We start from the raw sequence: 18,299 nt of genomic DNA on the forward strand, positions 1-18,299 counted from the left end.
GCTCAGGCGTCCGTGCGGGGCGAGAACGCGCCGTGGTCGTCGAGCGGCCCACGACCGATGTAGCCCTCGGTCACGTTCTCCTGGATGACGTCACCGAAGTGCGACGGCAGCGTGGCGCCGTGGGCACCGCGGAGCTCGTCGATCGTCGCCTCGAACGCACCCTGGACCTCGAGGGAGTCAGATGCCGCATCCGTCACGCCGATGCGCAGGACCGGGTAGCCCCGACCGTTGCACAGGCCCTGGAAACGGACGTCGTCCTCGCGGCGGACGGTCACGATCACGCGACCGGTCGACTCCGAGAACAGCGCGGTCGCGGTGTCCACGCCGTCACGGGACTCGAGCTCGTCGAGCACGACGCGGGCGCCGAGCCCGAAACGCAGGACCGACTCGGCGAGGGTCTGGCCGAGGCCGCCGTCCGCCAGGTCGTGCGCGCTCGTCAGCAGCTGCTCGTCGGCAGCGGCGGCGATGAGCTCCGCCAGTGCCTTCTCACGCTGCAGATCCACCGCCGGCGGGCGTCCGCCGAGGTGCCCGTGCACGGTGCCGGCCCACGCCGAGCCGTCGAGCTCGAGGCTCGTCGTGCCGAGCAGGTAGATGTTGTGGCCGTCGTCCTGCCAGCCCGAGGGGATGCGCTTGGCGACGTCGTCGATCACGCCGAGCACACCGACGACGGGCGTCGGGTGGATCGGGGTGTCACCGGTCTGGTTGTAGAACGACACGTTGCCACCGGTGACCGGGATACCGAGTTCCATGCAGCCGTCCGCGAGGCCTTCGACGGCCTCCGAGAACTGCCACATGACCTCGGGGTTCTCCGGCGACCCGAAGTTCAGGCAGTCGGTCACCGCGGCGGGGACGGCGCCGGTGACGGCGACGTTGCGGTAGGCCTCGGCCAGGGCGAGGCGAGCGCCCTGCTTCGGGTCGAGCTGGCAGTACCGGCCGTTGGCGTCCGTCGCGATGGCGACGCCCAGGCCGGTCTCCTCGTCGACACGGATCATGCCGCCGTCGTCGGGGAAGGCGAGCGCGGTGTTGCCGAGCACGTACGTGTCGTACTGGTTCGTGACCCAGCGCTTGTCCGACAGGTTCGGGGACCCGAGCAGCTGCAGGAACTGCGCCTTGAGCGCGGGGCCCGTCTCCGGACGGTCGAGCGACTCGGCGCCGTCGGCCTGCAGCGCGTCGATCCACGTCGGGTAGGCGACGGGGCGGTCGTACACGGGGCCGTCGACCGCGACGGTGCGCGGGTCGACGTTGACGATCTCCTGGCCCTGCCAGTCGATGACGAGGCGGCCGGTACCGGTGACCTCGCCGAGGACGCTGGTCTCGACCTCCCACTTGCCGACGACCGCGAGGAACGCGTCGAGCTTCTCGGGGCGGACGACCGCCATCATGCGCTCCTGGCTCTCCGACATGAGGATCTCCTCTGCCGTGAGCGACGGGTCGCGCAGCAGGACGTCGTCGAGGGAGATGTGCATCCCACCGTCTCCGTTGCTCGCGAGCTCGCTCGTCGCGCAGGAGATGCCCGCGGCGCCGAGGTCCTGGATGCCCTCGACGAGCTCCTTCTGGAAGAGCTCGAGGCAGCACTCGATGAGGACCTTCTCGGCGAACGGGTCGCCCACCTGGACGGCCGGGCGCTTGGTCGGGCCGCCCTCGGTGAAGGTGTCGGACGCCAGGATCGACGCGCCGCCGATGCCGTCGCCACCCGTGCGGGCACCGAAGAGCACGACCTTGTTGCCCGCGCCGGAGGCGTTGGCGAGGTGCAGGTCCTCGTGGCGGAGGACGCCGACCGCCAGCGCGTTCACCAGCGGGTTGCCCTGGTACACCGGGTCGAAGTAGGTCTCGCCGCCGATGTTCGGCAGGCCGAGGCAGTTGCCGTAGAACGAGATACCACCGACGACCCCGTGCACGACCCGGGCGGTGTCCTCGTGGTCGATCGCACCGAAGCGCAGCTGGTCCATCACCGCCACCGGACGGGCACCCATCGAGATGATGTCGCGGACGATGCCGCCGACTCCCGTGGCGGCGCCCTGGTACGGCTCGACGTAGGACGGGTGGTTGTGCGACTCGACCTTGAAGGTCACCGCCCAACCGTCACCCACGTCGACGACACCCGCGTTCTCGCCCATGCCGACCATGAGGTTCTTCTTCATCTCCGGCGTGACCTTCTGGCCGAACTGCCGGAGGTAGTTCTTGCTCGACTTGTACGAGCAGTGCTCCGACCACATGACGGAGTACATCGCCAGCTCGCCCGAGGTGGGTCGGCGGCCGAGGATCTCGCGGATCTCGGCGTACTCGTCGGCCTTGAGCCCGAGTGCCGCGTACGGCTGCTCCTTGTCGGGCGTCTCGGCGGCGTCCTGGACGGTGTCGGGCTTCGGTCGCACGTGTGTGGTCACAGCGCCATCTTAAAGGGGAGCGCTGCCCTACCCGGTTCGTGGGGATCGGCGGAGTTGGTACCGTCGATTCCGGCTCTGCGGGAGCGCCGTCGGCCACACGACCTCTTGATCGATCAATACGCGGAGCTTCTGTCGCAGGGTGGGAATCGACAGCGTGGTCCGCTCGGCGAGTTCGTGGATGCTGAGTTCCCCGGCGTTCCGTAGCGCTTCGATGATCCGCTCTTCAGGCGACAGACCCCGCGTTTCCGGAACCTCGTGGAAGATCTCGAGCAGGTCGCCGCCGAGGAGTTCTGCGTCCAGGAGAAGGGTGGCTGGCGTGTACCCAGCTCCGACTCGTTTCGGGTACTGCAGCCAACCCCGGTGCACGAGGGTGTCGAGTGTGTCACGGGCTGAGCGCCGATCGATCCCGAGCTGGATCTCCAGCAGGTGGTCGTCGACTATTCTTCCGGAGTGGACGAGGGCGAGCGTTCGCCTCTGGTCCTCCGGGAGATCAGCGGCCCCGACCTGCGTCAGCCACGCGTCCATCTCGGGGTCGAGGAGCCCATGCCGGTCGAGAGTGACCGTCATGGCTGTGCGGTCGTCACTGAACTTCGGGGCTGCCAGACCCTCGCGTTCAAGCACGCCGGTCATTCGCGGGATCCCTGATCCCGCATTCTCTGACACGGTTTCATCTCTACCGCGCAGGGGTACCTCCGTGAGGAGTGACGCGAGTACGGCGTTCCGTGATCGCGACTCCCCGTCGTACAAGTCGGTGATGTTCCGTCCTCCCCAGATACCGCCGGGGTTGTTGACCTCGAGCCGATCAGCGTAGAGCTCGACTTGAACCTGCGCGCCTTTGGCCCAGTCGCTGTAGTCCCGATGCGACACCGCGTTCGTCACCGCTTCTCGTACTGCATCGAGTGGGATCTCAGGGACGTCGCGAGCACCGGCGCCGACCGCACTGACCCTTCGATGTCGCAGGTTCTCATCAACGACACGAACGGCGTCATCGATCATGTCCGGGATCGGACCATCCAGTGTTCGGCGATCCAGCATGCGGATGTCCCCGGTCGCCGCGGCTTTCGTGACCGACGGGTAGGACGCGAAGGTGATCACCAACTGCGGGAACTGTTCCTGGGGGTACTTGCCGAGCGTCAGGAGCCCAGCGAGCGTCGGCGTCCCACCAGCGGTGATCACGTTGAAACGACGGAGTACTTCCTCGTCGGTGCGCGCGTCCGCGACTGCTCGCGGTCGACGCGTTCGAACACGTTCGATGAAGCGACGGATTGCGCCAGGTTCGAGATCGTCGATGCTCGTGCCTACGATCTCGGCGCGGTCGTCAGCGGGTTGTCGGACATCACTGCTGAGGAGATAGACGCCGTACCGACTCATCCGCCGGTCGCCGTCGCCGACGCGTTCGTACGTGCCGTTCTCCGGGCCTTGTGTCGTGACGTACGTCGGTTTGTCGGTCACAGCCGCTTCATGGACGTCGACGAGCACCACAGGAGCACCGTCAACGTCGGCGATCGTGATGGAGGCGTGCGGAGGCGGGGTGAGGGGACCTGGCGGTTCCTGAGCACTCCGCGGCCTGAATCCGTCTGCTACACGGTCCTGCGTCACTGAAGCGTCGAAGCCCTCTGCGGGCAGGAAGCCGGACTTCTCGTCGAGTCCGAGGATGATGAGACCGCCGCTGCCGTTCGCGAACGCACTGACTGTGGTCCAGATGGTTCTCGGTAGGCCGTGGACCGCGGCCTTGGCCTCGATCTGCTCACTGTCCGTAGCTGCCATACGAAGCAGTGCCACGACGGACGCTAGGTCCCCTTGACTGGTCTCCACCGTCGGCCTCACTTCGCTTCAGTGTCGTCACTGTATCACTGAGCGCGTCACTCACATCACTGACATGAGTGACGAAGTGAGGGCGAAACGGTCACTTGACGAGCGCGCGCTCGATCACGGAGGTGAAGAAGGTGAGGCCGTCCGTGCCGGAGGCCATGGCAGCGCGGGTGTCCGGGCCGAACCCGGGCTCCGTGGCGTGCTCGGGGTGCGGCATGAGGCCGACGACGTTGCCGCGCTCGTTCGAGACACCGGCGATGTCGTCGATCGACCCGTTCGGGTTGACGCCGACGTAGCGGAACACGACCTGGCCGTTGTCCTCGATGCGCTTGATCTCGTCCGCGTCGGCGACGAACCGGCCGTCGGCGTTCTTCAGCGGGATGGTGATCTCCTGCTGCGCGTCGAAGCCGGAGGTCCAGGCGGTGTCGGCGTTCTCGACACGGAGCACCTGGTCGCGCCGGATGAACTGCTGGTGGGCGTTCCGGGTGTGTGCTCCGGGGACCAGACGGGCCTCGGCCAGCATCTGGAAGCCGTTGCAGATGCCGAGGACCGGCATCCCCTTGCCCGCGACGTCGATGACCTCGGCCATGATCGGGGCCTTGGCGGCGATCGCACCCGCACGCAGGTAGTCGCCGTAGGAGAACCCGCCGGGGAGGACGATCGCGTCGACGCCCTGCAGGTCGTGGTCGCCGTGCCAGAGCGCGACGGGCTCGGCTCCGGCGAGACGGACGGCGCGCTGGGCGTCGCGGTCGTCGAGCGAGCCGGGGAAGGTGATGACGCCGATGCGCATCGTCACTCGACCACGCTGACGGAGACGACGTCCTCGATGACGGCGTTCGAGAAGACGTCGACCGCGATCTCGCGGACCTCGGCGAGCTTGGCGTCGTCGACGGGACCGTCGACCGACACCTCGAATCGCTTGCCGATGCGGACGTTGGTCAGGTCGTTCTTGCCGAGGCGGGCGAGGGCGTTGCCCACCGCCTTGCCCTGGGGGTCGAGGATCTCGGCCTTCGGCATGACCTCGACGACGATCGTTGGCACGTGTTCACTCCAGCACAGGGGTCGGGTGGGGACGAGAACAGTCTAGGTGCCGCTCGGGACCGGCCCCAGCGCTTGTGGGGAACCGTTCCGCGACGTACTATTCCAACTCGAACATTCCGCTTCGATCATCCTGTACGGCCACTCATCTCCCGGAGGCACGGTGCCGGACCTCACGCCGCTCGCGTACGCGGCGCTCGGGCTCCTCAACGAGGGACCCGCGCACCCGTACGAGATGTTCCAGACGATGGTCCACCGGCGTGACGCCCGGAACGTCAAGGTCCGCCCCGGCACGCTCTACCACCAGGTCGGACGGCTCGTCGACCTGGGCTTGGCCGAGGCCGTCGGGACCGACCGCGGCGGCAACCGGCCGGAGCGCACGACGTACGCCATCACGGACCAGGGCAGGACGGTCCTCCACGACGGGCTGCTCCACCTGCTCGCCGAGCCCGCCGACGAGTACCCGGTCTTCCACCTGGCCGTCGCCGAGATCGAGAACATCTCGCTCGCCGAGGCGGTCGCAGCACTGACCGCGCGGGCGGCGGCGCTGGAGGGCAGGCGGGCCGACACCGACGAGATCCTCGGCGTCGTGACCGCCAAGGACCTGCCGGAGCGCTACTGGCTGGACGTGTCGTACGTCCGTGCCATGCTCACCGCGCAGATCGAGTGGTTGCACGCCACCGTCGAGCGCATCCAGCGCGGCGACGTCCCCTGGGGTGGTCCGGACGCCGGAGCCGACGCCCCCGCAGACACCACGATGAACAGCAACAGCAAGGACACCACTCGATGACATCCGCCTCCACCGCCGCCGACCTGGAGCACGGCAAGAAGCCGTGGCCAGCGCTCTGGGCGCTCGTCGTCGGCTTCTTCATGATCCTGGTCGACTCGACGATCGTCTCGGTCGCGACGCCGACCATCTCCCAGGCCCTCGACGCCGACATCAACGCCGTCATCTGGGTGACGAGCGCGTACCTGCTCGCGTACGCCGTCCCGCTGCTCATCACGGGCCGTCTCGGTGACCGCTTCGGCCCGAAGGTGCTGTACCAGGTCGGCCTCGTCGTGTTCACCCTCGCCAGCCTCTGGTGCGGACTCGCAGGCTCGATCGAGGTGCTCATCCTCGCCCGCGTCGTGCAGGGCCTCGGTGCCGCGATGATGACCCCGCAGACGATGGCCGTCATCACCCGCATCTTCCCGCCGCAGAACCGCGGTGCCGCGATGGGCCTGTGGGGCGCCGTCGCCGGTGTCGCCTCGCTCGTCGGCCCGATCCTCGGCGGCCTGCTCGTCGACGGCTTCGGCTGGGAGTGGATCTTCTTCGTGAACGTCCCCGTCGGCGTCGTCGCGTTCGTGCTCGCGCAGAAGTTCGTGCCGTCCTTCGCCACGAACCGTCACCGCTTCGACCTGCTCGGCGTCGTGCTGTCCGCGGTCGGGCTCTTCCTGCTCGTCTTCGGCATCCAGGAGGGCGAGACCTACGACTGGGGCACCATCACCGGTCCGATCTCCGTCTGGTCGCTCATCATCGCCGGCATCGTGGTCCTCGCTGCGTTCGTCGTCTGGCAGGGCGTGCAGAAGGGGGAGCCGCTCCTCCCGCTCGGCCTGTTCACGGACCGCAACTTCACCCTCGCCAACATCGCGATCACCGCGGTCGGCGTCGCCATCGCGTCCTTCGCGCTGCCGATCATGCTGTGGGCGCAGGACGTGCTCCGGTTCTCGCCGACGCAGGCCGCGCTCCTCCTGGTCCCGCAGGCCGTCCTCTCGGCCGCGCTCGCGCCCTACGTCGGCAAGCGGCTCAACATCTGGAACCCGCGCTGGGTCGCATCGTTCGGCCTCGCCTGCTTCTCCGGCGGACTGTTCTGGTTCGGCGCGCTCATCGCCGCGAACGCCGACTGGGGCTGGGTGCTCCTGCCGAGCGCGCTCCTCGGGCTCGCGAACGCCTGCATGTGGGGACCGCTCTCCGTCTCCGCCACGCGCAACCTGCCGCCGCGTCTCGCCGGCGCCGGCTCGGGCGTCTACAACACGACCCGTCAGATCGGTGCCGTGCTCGGCTCCGCCGGCATCGCCGCCCTCATGGAGGCCCGCATCCGCGCGGAGTTCCCGAGCCAGTCCGGTGGGTCCGGGATCAGCGCCGAGCAGACGGGGTCGCTGCCGGGCTTCCTGCTCGACCCGTTCTCGCGGGCGATGGGCCAGTCGTTGGTCCTGCCGGCCGTCGTCCTCATCGCGGCGATCGTCGCGGCCCTGTTCCTGACGAAGCCGAAGCAGACCGTGGCGTGGAAGCAGACCGGGTCCGTCGCCACCCAGCCGGACGGGGAGCAGGCCGGCGCCGATCAGGCAGGTGCCGGTGCGCGCGAGCACGTCGGTGCCCACGCGTCCGCACCGGCCCCGGCGACCGCCGCGGACGAGCCCGCCGCCGACGACCACCACGGCAGGCACGTCGGCGCGTAGTCGCCCCGTTCCGCTGGCCGCCGGACGCCGGACGCCGGCCACGGACCGCGAGCCCCGGTCCCTCGCTCGAGGGGCCGGGGCTCGCGTCGTGTCCGCCGTGCCGAGCAACGCCCGCCGCCGCTCCCGGCTCACCGTCCGGCAGCTGCCGGCCGGGCTCGTCGTCCCGGAGACCGCGGTGGGCGTCAGTGCTCTCGGGACGGGAGGCCCGGCCCGACTCCGGTGGACGAGGACCCGGACACGGTCGCCACGCGCCGGGTCGGCACCGTGCGCGTCAGCAGCCACACGCCCGCCGGGATCAGGACGGCACCGACGAGTGCGATCGGGAACGACAGGTGCAGTTGCATGACCGCGAAGGCCGGGCCGATCGTGCAGATGGCTGCGACCGCGAGGACCGGCCAGGTCGGGCGGTCGGACCCCGGAGCCAGGCGGGGGAGCGGCCGGTCGAAGCGGCGGACCGCCCGCGCCACGCCGAGCGCCGTCGCGAGGAGCACCACGACCGCGATCACCCGCGTCGCCCACCACGTCCCGGAGCCGGGCTCGGGGAAGGGCAGCCCGACGAGCAGGCCGATCCCGTTGAGCAGGATGAACAGCGGCAGGTGCCAGAGGTAGATCGCCATGCCGTCCCGACCGAGCAGGAACACGACGGCCTGCGCGGGACGGGCCTGCATGAGCCTCGTCAGCGGCGCGTGCACGACCTGCACGAGACAGGCCTGCCCGACGGCGAGGAACGCCAGCGGGAGCATCGGCGGGTTGAGGTCCTGCAGCATGTCCGGCGCCCAGAGGCCGACGGAGGTCAGGGGCACGAGCAGGCCGTACGCGGACCCCGCGATCCCGAGCAGCACCAGGCGCGACCGCCGGGCGAACCAGCCGTCGACCCACAGGAACCCGAGCTGCTGCGCGAACAGCCACACCGGGCCGAGGTTGAGGAGCCCCACCTCGGCGACGCCGGTCGTTAGGCGGACCGAGTCGACGACGGCGGCGAGCACGAGCAGCACGACGAGGGTCCACCAGGGCGCGCGTGCGTGCAGCCGGGCCATGAGGGGGACGCAGCACTGCGTGATGCCGTAGGCGGCGAGGAACCAGAGCGGGGACCCGATGCCGAACGCGAGTTCGTCGAGCAGCTCGGCCGGCGTGTTGACGGCCGTGGCGATGCCGAGTCCGACCGCGAGCACCACGAAGAGGGGGACCGCCGGCCGGAACAGCCGCACGAGCCGGGTCGCGACGTAGTCCCGCGCGGGGCTGCCGGAGGCATCCGTGCGGGCGACGGTGCTGCGCCATCCCAGGGCGCTCGCGAACCCGCCCACCACGAAGAACAGCGGCATCACCTGACCGATCCAGGTCGCGCCGACGTACCAGGGCAGTTGCTGCAGGGGGCTCGTCACCCGGATCCCGGCGGCATCGGACGCGACGCCGACCATCGTGACGTGCACGACGACGACGAGGACGACGCAGGCCGTCCGGATGAGGTCGACGACCAGGTCCCGCTGCGCGATGGTCCCCCGGACGTCCTGAGCGGTGTTCGCCGACGCTGCGTCGGCCTGCTGCATGGACATGGCTGGACGCTACCGGCCGTTCCCACCGTCCCGAGCGATGCTCAGCTGATCGCGACCGGATCGTGACACATCGTATTCCGCAACGCGTACGTGTCGTGGCCGCGGGGACGGGCCGGCCGTGTACAGTGAGCGTTGTCTTGAACGCTGCAAGAGAAGGGCTCCGCATGGTCGACGACACCGAACTCCTCCGCGGGGCCGGACTCCGGGTCACCGCGCCGAGGCTCGCGGCACTCCGCGCGATCGAGGCGTCGCCGCACACCACGGCCGACGACCTCGTCAGTGCGCTCGCGGCCGAACTCCCGACCACGAGCCACCAGGCGGTCTACGGCGTGCTGAACGCCTTGACCGGCGCCGGGCTCGTCCGCCGGATCGAACCCGCCGGCAGCCCGGCACGGTACGAGCGCCGCACCGGGGACAACCACCACCACATCGTCTGCACCATGTGCGGCGCCATCGGTGACGTGGACTGCGCCGTCGGCCACGCGCCGTGCCTGACCCCGTCCGAGACCCACGGCTTCGCGGTCACCACCGCCGAGGTCACCTACTGGGGCATCTGCGCGCAGTGCGCCGCTGCCGAGCGTGACGACACGGCGGAGGCTGCCGCGCCCGCCGTCGCGCCCAGCGCCACCGCCGTCGCACCCAGCGCGAGCTGAGCGCCTGCGCAGCACGGGCCTCCCGGCAAACCCGGGACGTCCGCTGTGCCCTGCCCAGCGCCGTACCCAGAAGACCAACCCGAGCCACCCTGACCGATCCAACCGTTCCACCGAGGAGGAACCGTGTCCGACCAGAACACGCCCACCACCACCACCAACAGCGGGGCTCCGGTCTCCAGCGACCAGCACTCCATGGGTGTCGGGGCCGACGGCCCGATCGCGCTGCACGACCACTACCTGGTCGAGAAGCTCGCCCAGTTCAACCGGGAGCGGATCCCGGAGCGCGTCGTGCACGCCAAGGGCGGTGGTGCCTTCGGTACCTTCACCGTCACCCACGACGTCTCGCGGTACACGCGCGCCGCGTTCCTCCAGCCCGGACAGACCACCGAGATGCTCGCGCGGTTCTCGAGCGTCGCCGGTGAGCAGGGCTCGCCCGACACCTGGCGCGACCCCCGCGGCTTCGCGCTGAAGTTCTACACGAGCGAGGGCAACTACGACCTCGTCGGCAACAACACCCCCGTGTTCTTCCTCCGCGACGGCATCAAGTTCCCCGACTTCATCCGCTCGCAGAAGCGCCTGCCGGGCTCCCACCTGCGCGACCACGACATGCAGTGGGACTTCTGGACCCTGTCGCCCGAATCGGCGCACCAGGTCACCTGGCTCATGGGTGACCGCGGCCTGCCCGCCAGCTGGCGCAACATGGACGGCTTCGGCTCGCACACGTACCAGTGGATCAACGCCGACGGCGAGCGCTTCTGGGTGAAGTACCACTTCATCACCGAGCAGGGCCACAAGACCCTGACGCAGGAGGACGCCGACCGCATCGCCGGCGAGGACGCGGACTTCCACATCCGTGACCTGCACGCCGCGATCGAGCGCCAGGACTTCCCGCGCTGGACCCTCAAGGTGCAGGTCATGCCGTACGACGACGCCGCGGAGTACCGCTTCAACCCGTTCGACCTGACGAAGGTGTGGCCGCACGCGGACTACCCCCTCATCGAGGTCGGCACGATGGAGCTCAACCGCAACCCGGAGAACTACTTCGCGCAGATCGAGCAGGCGACCTTCGCCCCCTCGAACTTCGTGCCCGGCATCGCGGCGAGCCCCGACAAGATGCTCCTCGCGCGCATCTTCAGCTACGCAGACGCCCACCGCTACCGCGTCGGCACGAACCACGCGCAGCTGCCGGTGAACGCCCCGAAGAACGAGGTCCACTCGTACTCGAAGGACGGCGGCATGCGCTTCGACTTCCAGAAGTCCGAGGTGCCGGTGTACGCGCCGAACTCGCTCGGTGGTGCCCACGCCGACCCGAACGCGACCGACGACGCGCCGGGCTGGGAGTCCGACGGTGCGCTGCAGCGCTCCGCCGCCACCCTGCACCCGGAGGACGACGACTGGGGTCAGGCCGGCACGCTCTACCGCGAGGTGCTCGACGATGCCGCCCGTGAGCGTCTCGTCGGCAACATCGCCGGGCACGTCTCGAAGGTGACGCGCGACGACCTGCGCGAGCGCGTCTTCGCCTACTGGACGAACGTCGACCCCGACCTCGGAGCGCGCGTGCGCGCCGCGGTCGCGCCGAGCGCGCCGGGCTCGAACGAGGACCCGGAGAAGGTCGCCGTCGAGGCGTAGTCGACGCTGGAACTGCCGGGAGGCGCGGTGCGAGTCGGACTCGCACCGCGCCTCCCGTCCGTGATCCGGCGGTCGCCGGGTGCCCCTGGGCGGAGCGCCGACTGGTCGGGACGTCCCGCGCAGTGCCGTGGAGCGGTCACGGCCTGTCGTCCCGGGAGGCCCGGTGCGACCGTTCCTGACCGCTCGGCGACCGCGGTCGGGCGCGTCGGGACGGGGGCGATCAGACCTGCTGGCCGTTGAGCAGGATCGGGCCCTCCGGCCAGTCCTCGAGCCGGGCCGTCACGGGTCGGACCATCCAGCCGCCCTGCTCGGTCTCCACGACCCCGGCACCGTCCGCCGTGAACGCACTGAAGGTGCCGATCGCCTCCGGGAACTCGTGCCAGCCCATGTGGGCGTAGAAGGGGACCCGGTCCTCACCCGCGCCGAGGAACCCGTACGGCACGCGCAGCCCGTCGAGGACGTCGTGCACGCGGTCCATCAGCTCGCGGCCGACGCCCGTTCCCTGCAGTCGCGGCGAGACGCCGACCAGGCCGGTGTCGCCGACCAGGACGTCCTCGCCGCCGACCGTGACGAACATCCGCCGGATGCCGACGTGCGCCAGGACGACGCCGTCCTCGGTCCGCCCGATGACCCGGCGTTCGGGCTGCATCCCCGCCCAGCTCCGGCCGCCGACGTACCAGTGCGACCAGTCCGGGAAGGCCTGCGCCAGCATCGCCGCGATCGCTTCGTGGTCGATGAGCGTCAGCGCGCTCTCCTCGACCACCTCCCACCGGATTTCGTCAGTCATCCGACCATCCTGCCCGGCGAACCGCATCGTGCACTGACCGCCCGCGTATGTCGTGTACCGAAAAGTGGCATTCCGGGATCGTGCCGTTCTCCGTTGCAGATCGGTCGTGGGTGGAGCAGTACCGGGAATCACTCCGCAAGTCGGCCATTCGACATTCGGCATGAGCCCTTGCGTCAGGCCGAGAACGCTCATACATTACACATCACGCTGCGACGGTCGCGGCGATGGAGGGGAACGAACATGATGGTCTCGAAGCTGATCCTCGGAGTCGCAAGCGTCGGGACAGTCCTGAGTGCTGGCGTCGCCGTCGACGCAGCGACGGCACCGGGGGCAGAGGCTCGGGCGTGCTGGGGACAGATCACGCAGTCACAGGGGAAGAACTACACGGGGTGCGGAGTTGCGCAGCACTTCAACCGGTTGAGCAACGGACTCGTGAAACTCGGCAACCGGGCGGGTGCGAACAGCTGGTCGAGGGAATCGTTCAGCTGGGCGGGGATCGCGCAGTACGGCATGATCCGAGCGGCGTGATCAGCCGGGGTCGCTGGTGCGTCGTTGCGATCGTGGGCGCTCTCATCAGCACGGCGAGCGCGTGCAGCGCGTCGCGTACGGAGCGGGGCAGCGACGGGCCGATCTCCCTCCTCGGGGCGGGGCCGTGGGCAGATGAGTTCGCTACGGCGATCTCAGACGCCAGCGATCACGAGCTGGCCATCCTCGAGGACGGTGTGGTGACGCCGAAGGAACTGGCGGATGCGCAAGCGAAGATGCGGGAATGCATGGCTGAAGCGGGCTACGGGTACCGCGAACTCGACGACGGTACGGCGGAGATCCAGCCCCTGGATGGTGATGAAGTGGGACAAAGCGATGCCGCCCTCGCAACCAAGCAGCGATGCGCCACTCGATTCGACAGGAGCATCACGTACTTGTTCAACGAGGTCCGACGGAATCCGGAGAAGCAGGATGATGCGGAGATCACGGTGGCCTGCCTCAAAAAGGCGGGTCTCGTGACGAAGGCGTACTCCGAGCGCGAGTGGCGGGATGAAGACGACAAGGGCGTCTACTCGTACGACCAATGGGCACCCGAAGCGGTGCAGTGCAGGTTGGATCCGCTCGGACTGTGGCGGCACGGATGAACCGGACTCGGACTCGGAGCTGGCGCGGCGCTCGGACTCGGGCTGGTCGTCGGGAGCGCTGCCGTGTTCTGTCGGCGGCTGTCGATCGCCTCCGACCGGCACGTCGGCGTCAGCACCGCGGCGCAGGCACTCGGCATCGCCGTCCAGCACCTCGTGTGGGGTGCGATCGGCGCCGTCCTGGCGCTCGCCGTGTCCGTGGTGCTGGTCCGGGGCCTCCCGTTCGGTGACGGACTGCCCGTCGTCGAGGGCGCCGCGCTCCTCTGCGGGCTCGGACTCGTCGGAGCGGTCACAGGAGGTGCGGCGGCCGTCCCGCTCGTCCGCGAGCGGGCGCTGCACCGCTACTTCCGCACCCGCTGACGCGAGCGGGTACGGGACACTGACACGAGCGGGCTCGGGACGCCGACACGAGCGGGCTCGGGACGCCGACACGAGCGGGCTCGGGACGCCGACACGAGCCTTCCGGCCGTGATCGCGACCCGGCCCGCCGGCCGCGCACACGGACGGACCACGCGCGCCCCAGCCGGGAGGCGCAGCTCGCGCCCGCCGACTCACCCGCGACCGGCGGTGGTCACCTCGATGCGGTTCGCCCAGGGGTCCTCGAACGCGACCGTCCGGCCGTCGTCCGCGGTCTGCACGCCGGCGTTCCGCATGCGCGCGGTGAGCGCGCCGAGGTCGTCGGCGGCCGGCACCTCGATGCGCACGAGCCCCAGCCCCAGGGCGAGCTGTCGGCGTCCGGCCCCGCGTGAGTTCCACGTGTTCATCGCCATGTGGTGGTGGTACCCGCCGGCGCTGACGAACAGTGCCTGCCCGCCCATCGCCGCGGTCGTGGCGAAGCCGAGCGTGTCGACGTAGAACGCCTTCGCGGCGGCGACGTCCCCGACCGACAGGTGCACGTGGCCGACGCGGCCCGGCCGGGAACCTGCGTGCTCCAGAGCATCGGCCGTCAGGTGCTCCTGCAGGAAGGCGTTCGGGTCGAGGTACACGGTGTCCATGTCGACCGAGCCGTGCGTCCAGGACCACTGCGTCCGGTCGCGGTCCCAGTACAACTCGACGCCGTTGCCCTCCGGATCGGAGAAGTAGAACGCGTTGCTGACCAGGTGGTCGGCGCTGCCGGTGAAGGACTGCGGGTAGCCGGTGGCGACGGAGTACAGCGCCGCGGCGAGGTCAGCCCGGGTGTCGAAGAGCACGGCGGTGTGGAACAGGCCGGCCTGCCCCGGGCTGGCGTTCCGGAGCGACGGCTCGTGCTCGAGGACCAGGACCGGCACGGTGAGCCCTCCCGCGGCCTCCCCGGCCGCCGGGCGCCCGAGCACCACCCGACCGCCCTCCTGCGCGAGCACCGTCAGCCGGACGCCGTCCCGGTAGTACGCCGTCATGGCGTCGAGGTCGGCGACCCGGAGCGTGACGGCGCCCATCCCGGTGTCCGCGGCGAGGAGGTCCTGCGAGTGCATGCCCTCAGTCTGCGCCCGCTTCGGTGACACGTCAACGAGTTGTCACTTCGCGCTGAAGCCCCCGTCCGTCTTGAGCAGTTGTCCGTTCACCCACCCGCCGTCCGGCCCGCAGAGGAACCCGACGAGCGCCGCCGTGTCCGTGGGCATCGACGGCCGGCCGAGCGGAGTCTGGTCGACGGCCGCCTGCCGGATCTCGTCCGTCATCCATCCCGTGTCGTTCGGCCCCGGGTTGATGGTGTTCGCGCTGACCCGCACGTCCCCGAGTTCGATCGCCGCGCCGACGATCAGCCGGTCGAGCGCACCCTTGCTCGTGCCGTACGGCAGGTTGAACCCGACGTGGTCGCTCGTCAGCGCGATCACCCGGCGCCGGTCGAGCGGCGCGTCGGCTCCCTCGCGCAGTCGCCGTGCGTACGCCTGGACGACGAGGAACGGGGCGCGGACGTTCACGGCCAGGTGCTTGTCGAACGACTCGACGGTCGTCGTCGCGAAGTCGGAGTCCACCGACTCGCAGTGCGACATGACGACGGCCGCCACGGGCGCACCGGCTTCGGCCTCGGCGCGGCCGACGAGCGCGGCCGCCTGCTCCGGGTCGGCCAGGTCGACCGGGAGGCGCGTCACGGCGGCCCCCGCCGCCACACACTCCGCGACGACCGCGTCCACCCCCTCCGGGTCGGCACCCCCGTGCACCCGCTCGTCGTACGGCCCCCACCAGCTGATGGCGAGGTCCCAGCCGTCGGTGGCGAGCCGGATCGCGATCGCGGCACCGATGCCGGCCCGTCGGCCCACCCCGGTCACCAGGGCGAGTGGTCTGCGGTCGGTCATGTGGGCCTCCATCCCGACCGTGCAGCGGTGCGCGGTCCTGACCACCTTGGCATCACATCCGGGTGCTCGTCAGCCGGACCCGGCCGGGACGGGCCAAGATGGACCGATGCCCCCTGAACGCCGAGGCCGCCGACCGCGACCCCAGGACCTGCCCATCGAGCGAGCCCGTGACCGGCCGTGGCCGTCCCCCTCCGGCGCGATCGCCGTGCCGGCCGTCTCGATCGCGGTCGCGCCCGTCGCGACGGTCGTGGTGACGCCGTGAGCGAGACAGGTCCCTCGACCGCGAGCGAGCAGACCCGCCGGCGATCGACGACGCGGTTCCTGCGCGACCTGGTCGTGATCGTGGTGGCGGCGCTGGTCGTGTCCTTCCTGGTGAAGGCGTTCCTCGTGCGGTCGTTCTACATCCCGTCGGAGTCGATGGAGGACACCCTGCTCGTCGGGGACCGCGTCCTGGTGAACGAGCTCGTGCCCGACGTGATGTCGCTCGAGCGCGGTGACGTCGTGGTGTTCCGGGACCCGAACGCGTGGCTCGCGCCGGGGCAGGGCGAGGACCTCATCAAGCGCGTGATCGGACTGCCCGGGGATCGGGTCGAGTGCTGCGACGCCCAGGGTCGGCTGTCGGTGAACGGGCACGCGGTCGACGAGCCGTACGTGCGACTGCCCCCCGACGTCGATCGGGTGTCGGGCGAGGACTTCGCCATCACCGTGCCGGCCGGGCGCCTCTGGGTCATGGGTGACAACCGGTACGACTCCGCCGACTCGCGCATCCACGGCAACGTGCCCGTCGACGACGTGGTCGGTCGGGCGTTCGTGATCACGTGGCCGGTCGACCGGTGGTCCGTGCTGTCCCGGTACGGCGAGGAGTGGGACGCGGTCCCTGGCACCGACCCGCGGTCCTCGACCCCGACCAGCGGTCCCGACCCCGACCCGAGCGGCCCCTGACCCCCGGTCGACGACCGACGGAGCCGGGTCAGCAGCCGGTGGCCGTGAGGGTCACGCGCGCCACCTGGTCCGCCACGACGGTCGTCCTCCCGGAGCAGAGGTCCCCGGCCCGGACGGTCACGTCTCCGAGCGGGATCCCGGCGAAGTCGGCGGTGTCGCCCGGGTAGACCTGCTGTCGTGCCGAGGGCTCGCCGTTCGGCAGGACGACCTGCACCCGGTACGGCCGATCGGCGGCATCGGGCGAGACCGTGACCGACACCCGCCCCGTCGGGTTCTCAACGCCCCCGCAGCCGGTGAGCGCGACGACGATGCCGCATCCGAGGGCGAAGACGGGGACCACACGACGGAGCACCCGGTCAGGCTACGCGCCGGTCGCGGGGATGACCCGTCCACTGGGGGCATGCGTTGTGCGGAGCCCGGGAGGGCGTGTCCGGTATCCGCGTTAGCGTGGAGTCATGAGCACCGAGCACGTCGCGCAGTCGATCCCCGCTTCCGCTCCCGGCGCGGCTCGGCGTGCCGCGGTCCTCGCCGCCCTCGACGTGATCGACGGCGGGCCCGAGGAACGGTTCGAACGCATCACCCGGATCGCCCGCGAGGCGTTCGGGGTGGCGGGTTCCTTCATCAACCTGGCCGGCGACGACCAGCTCTTCCACAAGTCGCAGCAGTCCGACCAGGTGTTCCCCGGGTCGACGCCGTTGCAGGACACCTTCTGCGGCCGGACGCTGCACCAGGACGGCCCCGTGGTGGTGCCGGACGCGCGTGCCGACCAGCGGTTCTCGGACCTGCCGATGGTCAACCTCGACCCCAACGTCCGCTTCTACGCCGGGGTCCCACTCCGGGTCGGAGCGGACGCCACGAAGGTCGGGACGCTCTGCCTCATCGACCCGAGTCCGCGTGCGCTCGACACGGACGACGTCGCCCTGCTCGAGGAACTCGGCCTCTGGGCGGAGCGGGAACTCGCCACCGGGCTCGACGTCGACCGGCTGCGCACCGTCCTGTCCGGCCTGCAGCCCCGCATGATCGACGTGCCGGGGTGGACCATCGGTGGGACGTCGATCCCGCACGGCATCGTCTCGGGCGACTTCCACGACTGGCGCTCGGCCGACGGCACGGTCGACCTCACCGTCGCGGACGTGATGGGGAAGGGCATGGCCGCCGGACTCCTGGCAGCGGGCATGCGCGGAGCACTGCTCGCGCGGTGCCACGAGGAGCCGTCCACCGCGATCGCCGAACTCGAGGAGCAGGTCGCCCCGGACCTCAGCGCCGCCGAGGCCTTCGCCACCCTGTTCCACGGTCGGCTCGACACCACGACCGGACACCTGGCGTTCGTCGACGCCGGTCACGGCCTCGTCCTGCACCTGCACGCCGACGGGACCGAGTCGGTCCTGCGCTCCGTCGACCTGCCGATCGGCCTCCACCCGGTCGGGATCGACCGCGCTGCCGGCGAACTCGTGCTCGAACCCGGTGACACCCTGCTGCTCGTCAGCGACGGTGCCCTCGAACTCTGGGACTCGACGCTCGCGTCCCTGTCCCGACTCGGGGCGCTCTACCGGGCGGCGCCGGACGTGACGACGTTCCTGGCCGGCGTCCAAGGCCGCGTGCTCGAGCACGACCCCGGCGACGACCTCACCGTCGTCGTCGTGTCGCGCGACGCCTGAGCAC

The 18,299-nt window shown here is 70.3% G+C and carries 19 protein-coding genes; 10 read left to right on the forward strand and 9 right to left on the reverse strand.

Translation table 11 applies throughout. The features are described from left to right. Positions 1–2 precede the first annotated feature (2 nt). The 4 genes from purL to purS all read right to left on the reverse strand — a co-directional run bounded on the left by purL (position 3) and on the right by purS (position 5,237). Positions 3–2,384, reverse strand: a complete 2,382-nt coding sequence (gene purL, locus DEJ18_RS02850; protein ID WP_111209476.1) for a phosphoribosylformylglycinamidine synthase subunit PurL — start codon at positions 2,382–2,384, stop codon at positions 3–5. A 27-nt stretch (positions 2,385–2,411) separates the two neighbouring features. Further along, a complete protein-coding gene (locus DEJ18_RS02855) occupies positions 2,412–4,166 on the reverse strand; it encodes an ATP-binding protein (RefSeq protein ID WP_146241463.1) in 1,755 nt (584 codons plus the stop codon). Between the two features lie 124 nt (positions 4,167–4,290). Next, positions 4,291–4,986 carry a phosphoribosylformylglycinamidine synthase subunit PurQ gene (gene purQ / locus DEJ18_RS02860; RefSeq protein ID WP_111074887.1) on the reverse strand — a complete coding sequence of 232 codons (696 nt, stop codon included), beginning with the start codon at positions 4,984–4,986 and terminating at the stop codon, positions 4,291–4,293. A gap of 2 nt (positions 4,987–4,988) precedes the next feature. Then, positions 4,989–5,237: a phosphoribosylformylglycinamidine synthase subunit PurS gene (gene purS, locus DEJ18_RS02865; RefSeq protein ID WP_110823495.1), complete on the reverse strand. Its 249-nt coding sequence runs from the start codon at positions 5,235–5,237 to the stop codon at positions 4,989–4,991. A 160-nt stretch (positions 5,238–5,397) separates the two neighbouring features. Here purS and DEJ18_RS02870 point away from each other — a divergent pair, with 160 nt between their 5' ends. Both DEJ18_RS02870 and DEJ18_RS02875 read left to right on the forward strand, forming a co-directional pair. After that, positions 5,398–6,024, forward strand: a complete 627-nt coding sequence (locus tag DEJ18_RS02870) for a PadR family transcriptional regulator (protein ID WP_111209477.1) — start codon at positions 5,398–5,400, stop codon at positions 6,022–6,024. 23 nt (positions 6,025–6,047) lie between these two features. Further along, the gene (locus DEJ18_RS02875) at positions 6,048–7,673 is read left to right on the forward strand and encodes a DHA2 family efflux MFS transporter permease subunit (RefSeq protein ID WP_111209712.1); all 1,626 of its coding nucleotides are present in this window, start codon (positions 6,048–6,050) and stop codon (positions 7,671–7,673) included. Between the two features lie 182 nt (positions 7,674–7,855). Here the strand turns inward: DEJ18_RS02875 and DEJ18_RS02880 are convergent, their stop codons facing one another. After that, positions 7,856–9,226, reverse strand: coding sequence for an acyltransferase family protein (locus tag DEJ18_RS02880; protein ID WP_111209478.1), 1,371 nt, complete (start codon positions 9,224–9,226; stop codon positions 7,856–7,858). Positions 9,227–9,390: 164 nt separating this feature from the next. Between DEJ18_RS02880 and DEJ18_RS02885 the strand changes: the two genes are divergently transcribed. Continuing rightward, positions 9,391–9,879 (forward strand): Fur family transcriptional regulator, encoded by a 489-nt coding sequence (locus DEJ18_RS02885; RefSeq protein ID WP_111209479.1) that lies wholly within the window; start codon positions 9,391–9,393, stop codon positions 9,877–9,879. A 123-nt stretch (positions 9,880–10,002) separates the two neighbouring features. Next, positions 10,003–11,508, forward strand: a complete 1,506-nt coding sequence (locus tag DEJ18_RS02890) for a catalase (protein WP_111209480.1) — start codon at positions 10,003–10,005, stop codon at positions 11,506–11,508. 220 nt (positions 11,509–11,728) lie between these two features. Here the strand turns inward: DEJ18_RS02890 and DEJ18_RS02895 are convergent, their stop codons facing one another. Further along, a complete protein-coding gene (locus DEJ18_RS02895; RefSeq protein ID WP_181434108.1) occupies positions 11,729–12,295 on the reverse strand; it encodes a GNAT family N-acetyltransferase in 567 nt (188 codons plus the stop codon). Between the two features lie 240 nt (positions 12,296–12,535). Between DEJ18_RS02895 and DEJ18_RS02900 the strand changes: the two genes are divergently transcribed. The 3 genes from DEJ18_RS02900 (at position 12,536) to DEJ18_RS02910 (ending at position 13,782) form a co-directional block, all read left to right on the forward strand. Next, the gene (locus DEJ18_RS02900; RefSeq protein WP_146241464.1) at positions 12,536–12,823 is read left to right on the forward strand and encodes a hypothetical protein; all 288 of its coding nucleotides are present in this window, start codon (positions 12,536–12,538) and stop codon (positions 12,821–12,823) included. A 32-nt stretch (positions 12,824–12,855) separates the two neighbouring features. Next, positions 12,856–13,425, forward strand: coding sequence for a hypothetical protein (locus DEJ18_RS02905; protein ID WP_146241465.1), 570 nt, complete (start codon positions 12,856–12,858; stop codon positions 13,423–13,425). A 63-nt stretch (positions 13,426–13,488) separates the two neighbouring features. Further along, positions 13,489–13,782 (forward strand): hypothetical protein, encoded by a 294-nt coding sequence (locus DEJ18_RS02910; RefSeq protein WP_111209484.1) that lies wholly within the window; start codon positions 13,489–13,491, stop codon positions 13,780–13,782. Positions 13,783–13,973: 191 nt separating this feature from the next. On the opposite strand, the gene DEJ18_RS02915 is transcribed toward DEJ18_RS02910, so the two are convergent. After that, positions 13,974–14,873, reverse strand: a complete 900-nt coding sequence (locus DEJ18_RS02915; RefSeq protein WP_111209485.1) for a VOC family protein — start codon at positions 14,871–14,873, stop codon at positions 13,974–13,976. A gap of 42 nt (positions 14,874–14,915) precedes the next feature. After that, entirely contained in the window at positions 14,916–15,695 is a 780-nt protein-coding gene (locus DEJ18_RS02920) for an SDR family oxidoreductase (protein ID WP_111209713.1), read from the reverse strand. Positions 15,696–15,801: 106 nt separating this feature from the next. Between DEJ18_RS02920 and DEJ18_RS02925 the strand changes: the two genes are divergently transcribed. Beyond that, positions 15,802–15,957: a hypothetical protein gene (locus DEJ18_RS02925; RefSeq protein WP_181431155.1), complete on the forward strand. Its 156-nt coding sequence runs from the start codon at positions 15,802–15,804 to the stop codon at positions 15,955–15,957. After that, the gene (lepB, locus tag DEJ18_RS02930) at positions 15,954–16,637 is read left to right on the forward strand and encodes a signal peptidase I (protein WP_111209714.1); all 684 of its coding nucleotides are present in this window, start codon (positions 15,954–15,956) and stop codon (positions 16,635–16,637) included. The genes DEJ18_RS02925 and lepB overlap by 4 nt, the downstream gene beginning before the upstream one ends. Positions 16,638–16,665: 28 nt before the next feature. On the opposite strand, the gene DEJ18_RS02935 is transcribed toward lepB, so the two are convergent. Continuing rightward, on the reverse strand, positions 16,666–16,989 hold the full coding sequence (locus tag DEJ18_RS02935) for a hypothetical protein (RefSeq protein ID WP_111209486.1): 324 nt from the start codon (positions 16,987–16,989) through the stop codon (positions 16,666–16,668). A gap of 103 nt (positions 16,990–17,092) precedes the next feature. Here DEJ18_RS02935 and DEJ18_RS02940 point away from each other — a divergent pair, with 103 nt between their 5' ends. Beyond that, the gene (locus DEJ18_RS02940; protein ID WP_111209487.1) at positions 17,093–18,295 is read left to right on the forward strand and encodes a SpoIIE family protein phosphatase; all 1,203 of its coding nucleotides are present in this window, start codon (positions 17,093–17,095) and stop codon (positions 18,293–18,295) included. Positions 18,296–18,299: the final 4 nt, after the last annotated feature.

It is taken from the genome of Curtobacterium sp. MCSS17_015, from assembly GCF_003234265.2.
Taxonomy (GTDB): domain Bacteria; phylum Actinomycetota; class Actinomycetes; order Actinomycetales; family Microbacteriaceae; genus Curtobacterium.

What these genes read in the sequence shown, in the direction of transcription:
- purQ (WP_111074887.1), bottom strand. Translation starts at nt 4,986, where the DNA reads ATGCGCATCGGCGTCATCACCTTCCCCGGCTCGCTCGACGACCGCGAC.
- DEJ18_RS02880 (WP_111209478.1), bottom strand. Translation starts at nt 9,226, where the DNA reads ATGTCCATGCAGCAGGCCGACGCAGCGTCGGCGAACACCGCTCAGGAC.
- DEJ18_RS02885 (WP_111209479.1), top strand. Translation starts at nt 9,391, where the DNA reads ATGGTCGACGACACCGAACTCCTCCGCGGGGCCGGACTCCGGGTCACC.
- DEJ18_RS02895 (WP_181434108.1), bottom strand. Translation starts at nt 12,295, where the DNA reads ATGACTGACGAAATCCGGTGGGAGGTGGTCGAGGAGAGCGCGCTGACG.
- DEJ18_RS02900 (WP_146241464.1), top strand. Translation starts at nt 12,536, where the DNA reads ATGATGGTCTCGAAGCTGATCCTCGGAGTCGCAAGCGTCGGGACAGTC.
- DEJ18_RS02915 (WP_111209485.1), bottom strand. Translation starts at nt 14,873, where the DNA reads ATGCACTCGCAGGACCTCCTCGCCGCGGACACCGGGATGGGCGCCGTC.
- DEJ18_RS02920 (WP_111209713.1), bottom strand. Translation starts at nt 15,695, where the DNA reads ATGACCGACCGCAGACCACTCGCCCTGGTGACCGGGGTGGGCCGACGG.
- DEJ18_RS02925 (WP_181431155.1), top strand. Translation starts at nt 15,802, where the DNA reads ATGCCCCCTGAACGCCGAGGCCGCCGACCGCGACCCCAGGACCTGCCC.
- DEJ18_RS02940 (WP_111209487.1), top strand. Translation starts at nt 17,093, where the DNA reads ATGAGCACCGAGCACGTCGCGCAGTCGATCCCCGCTTCCGCTCCCGGC.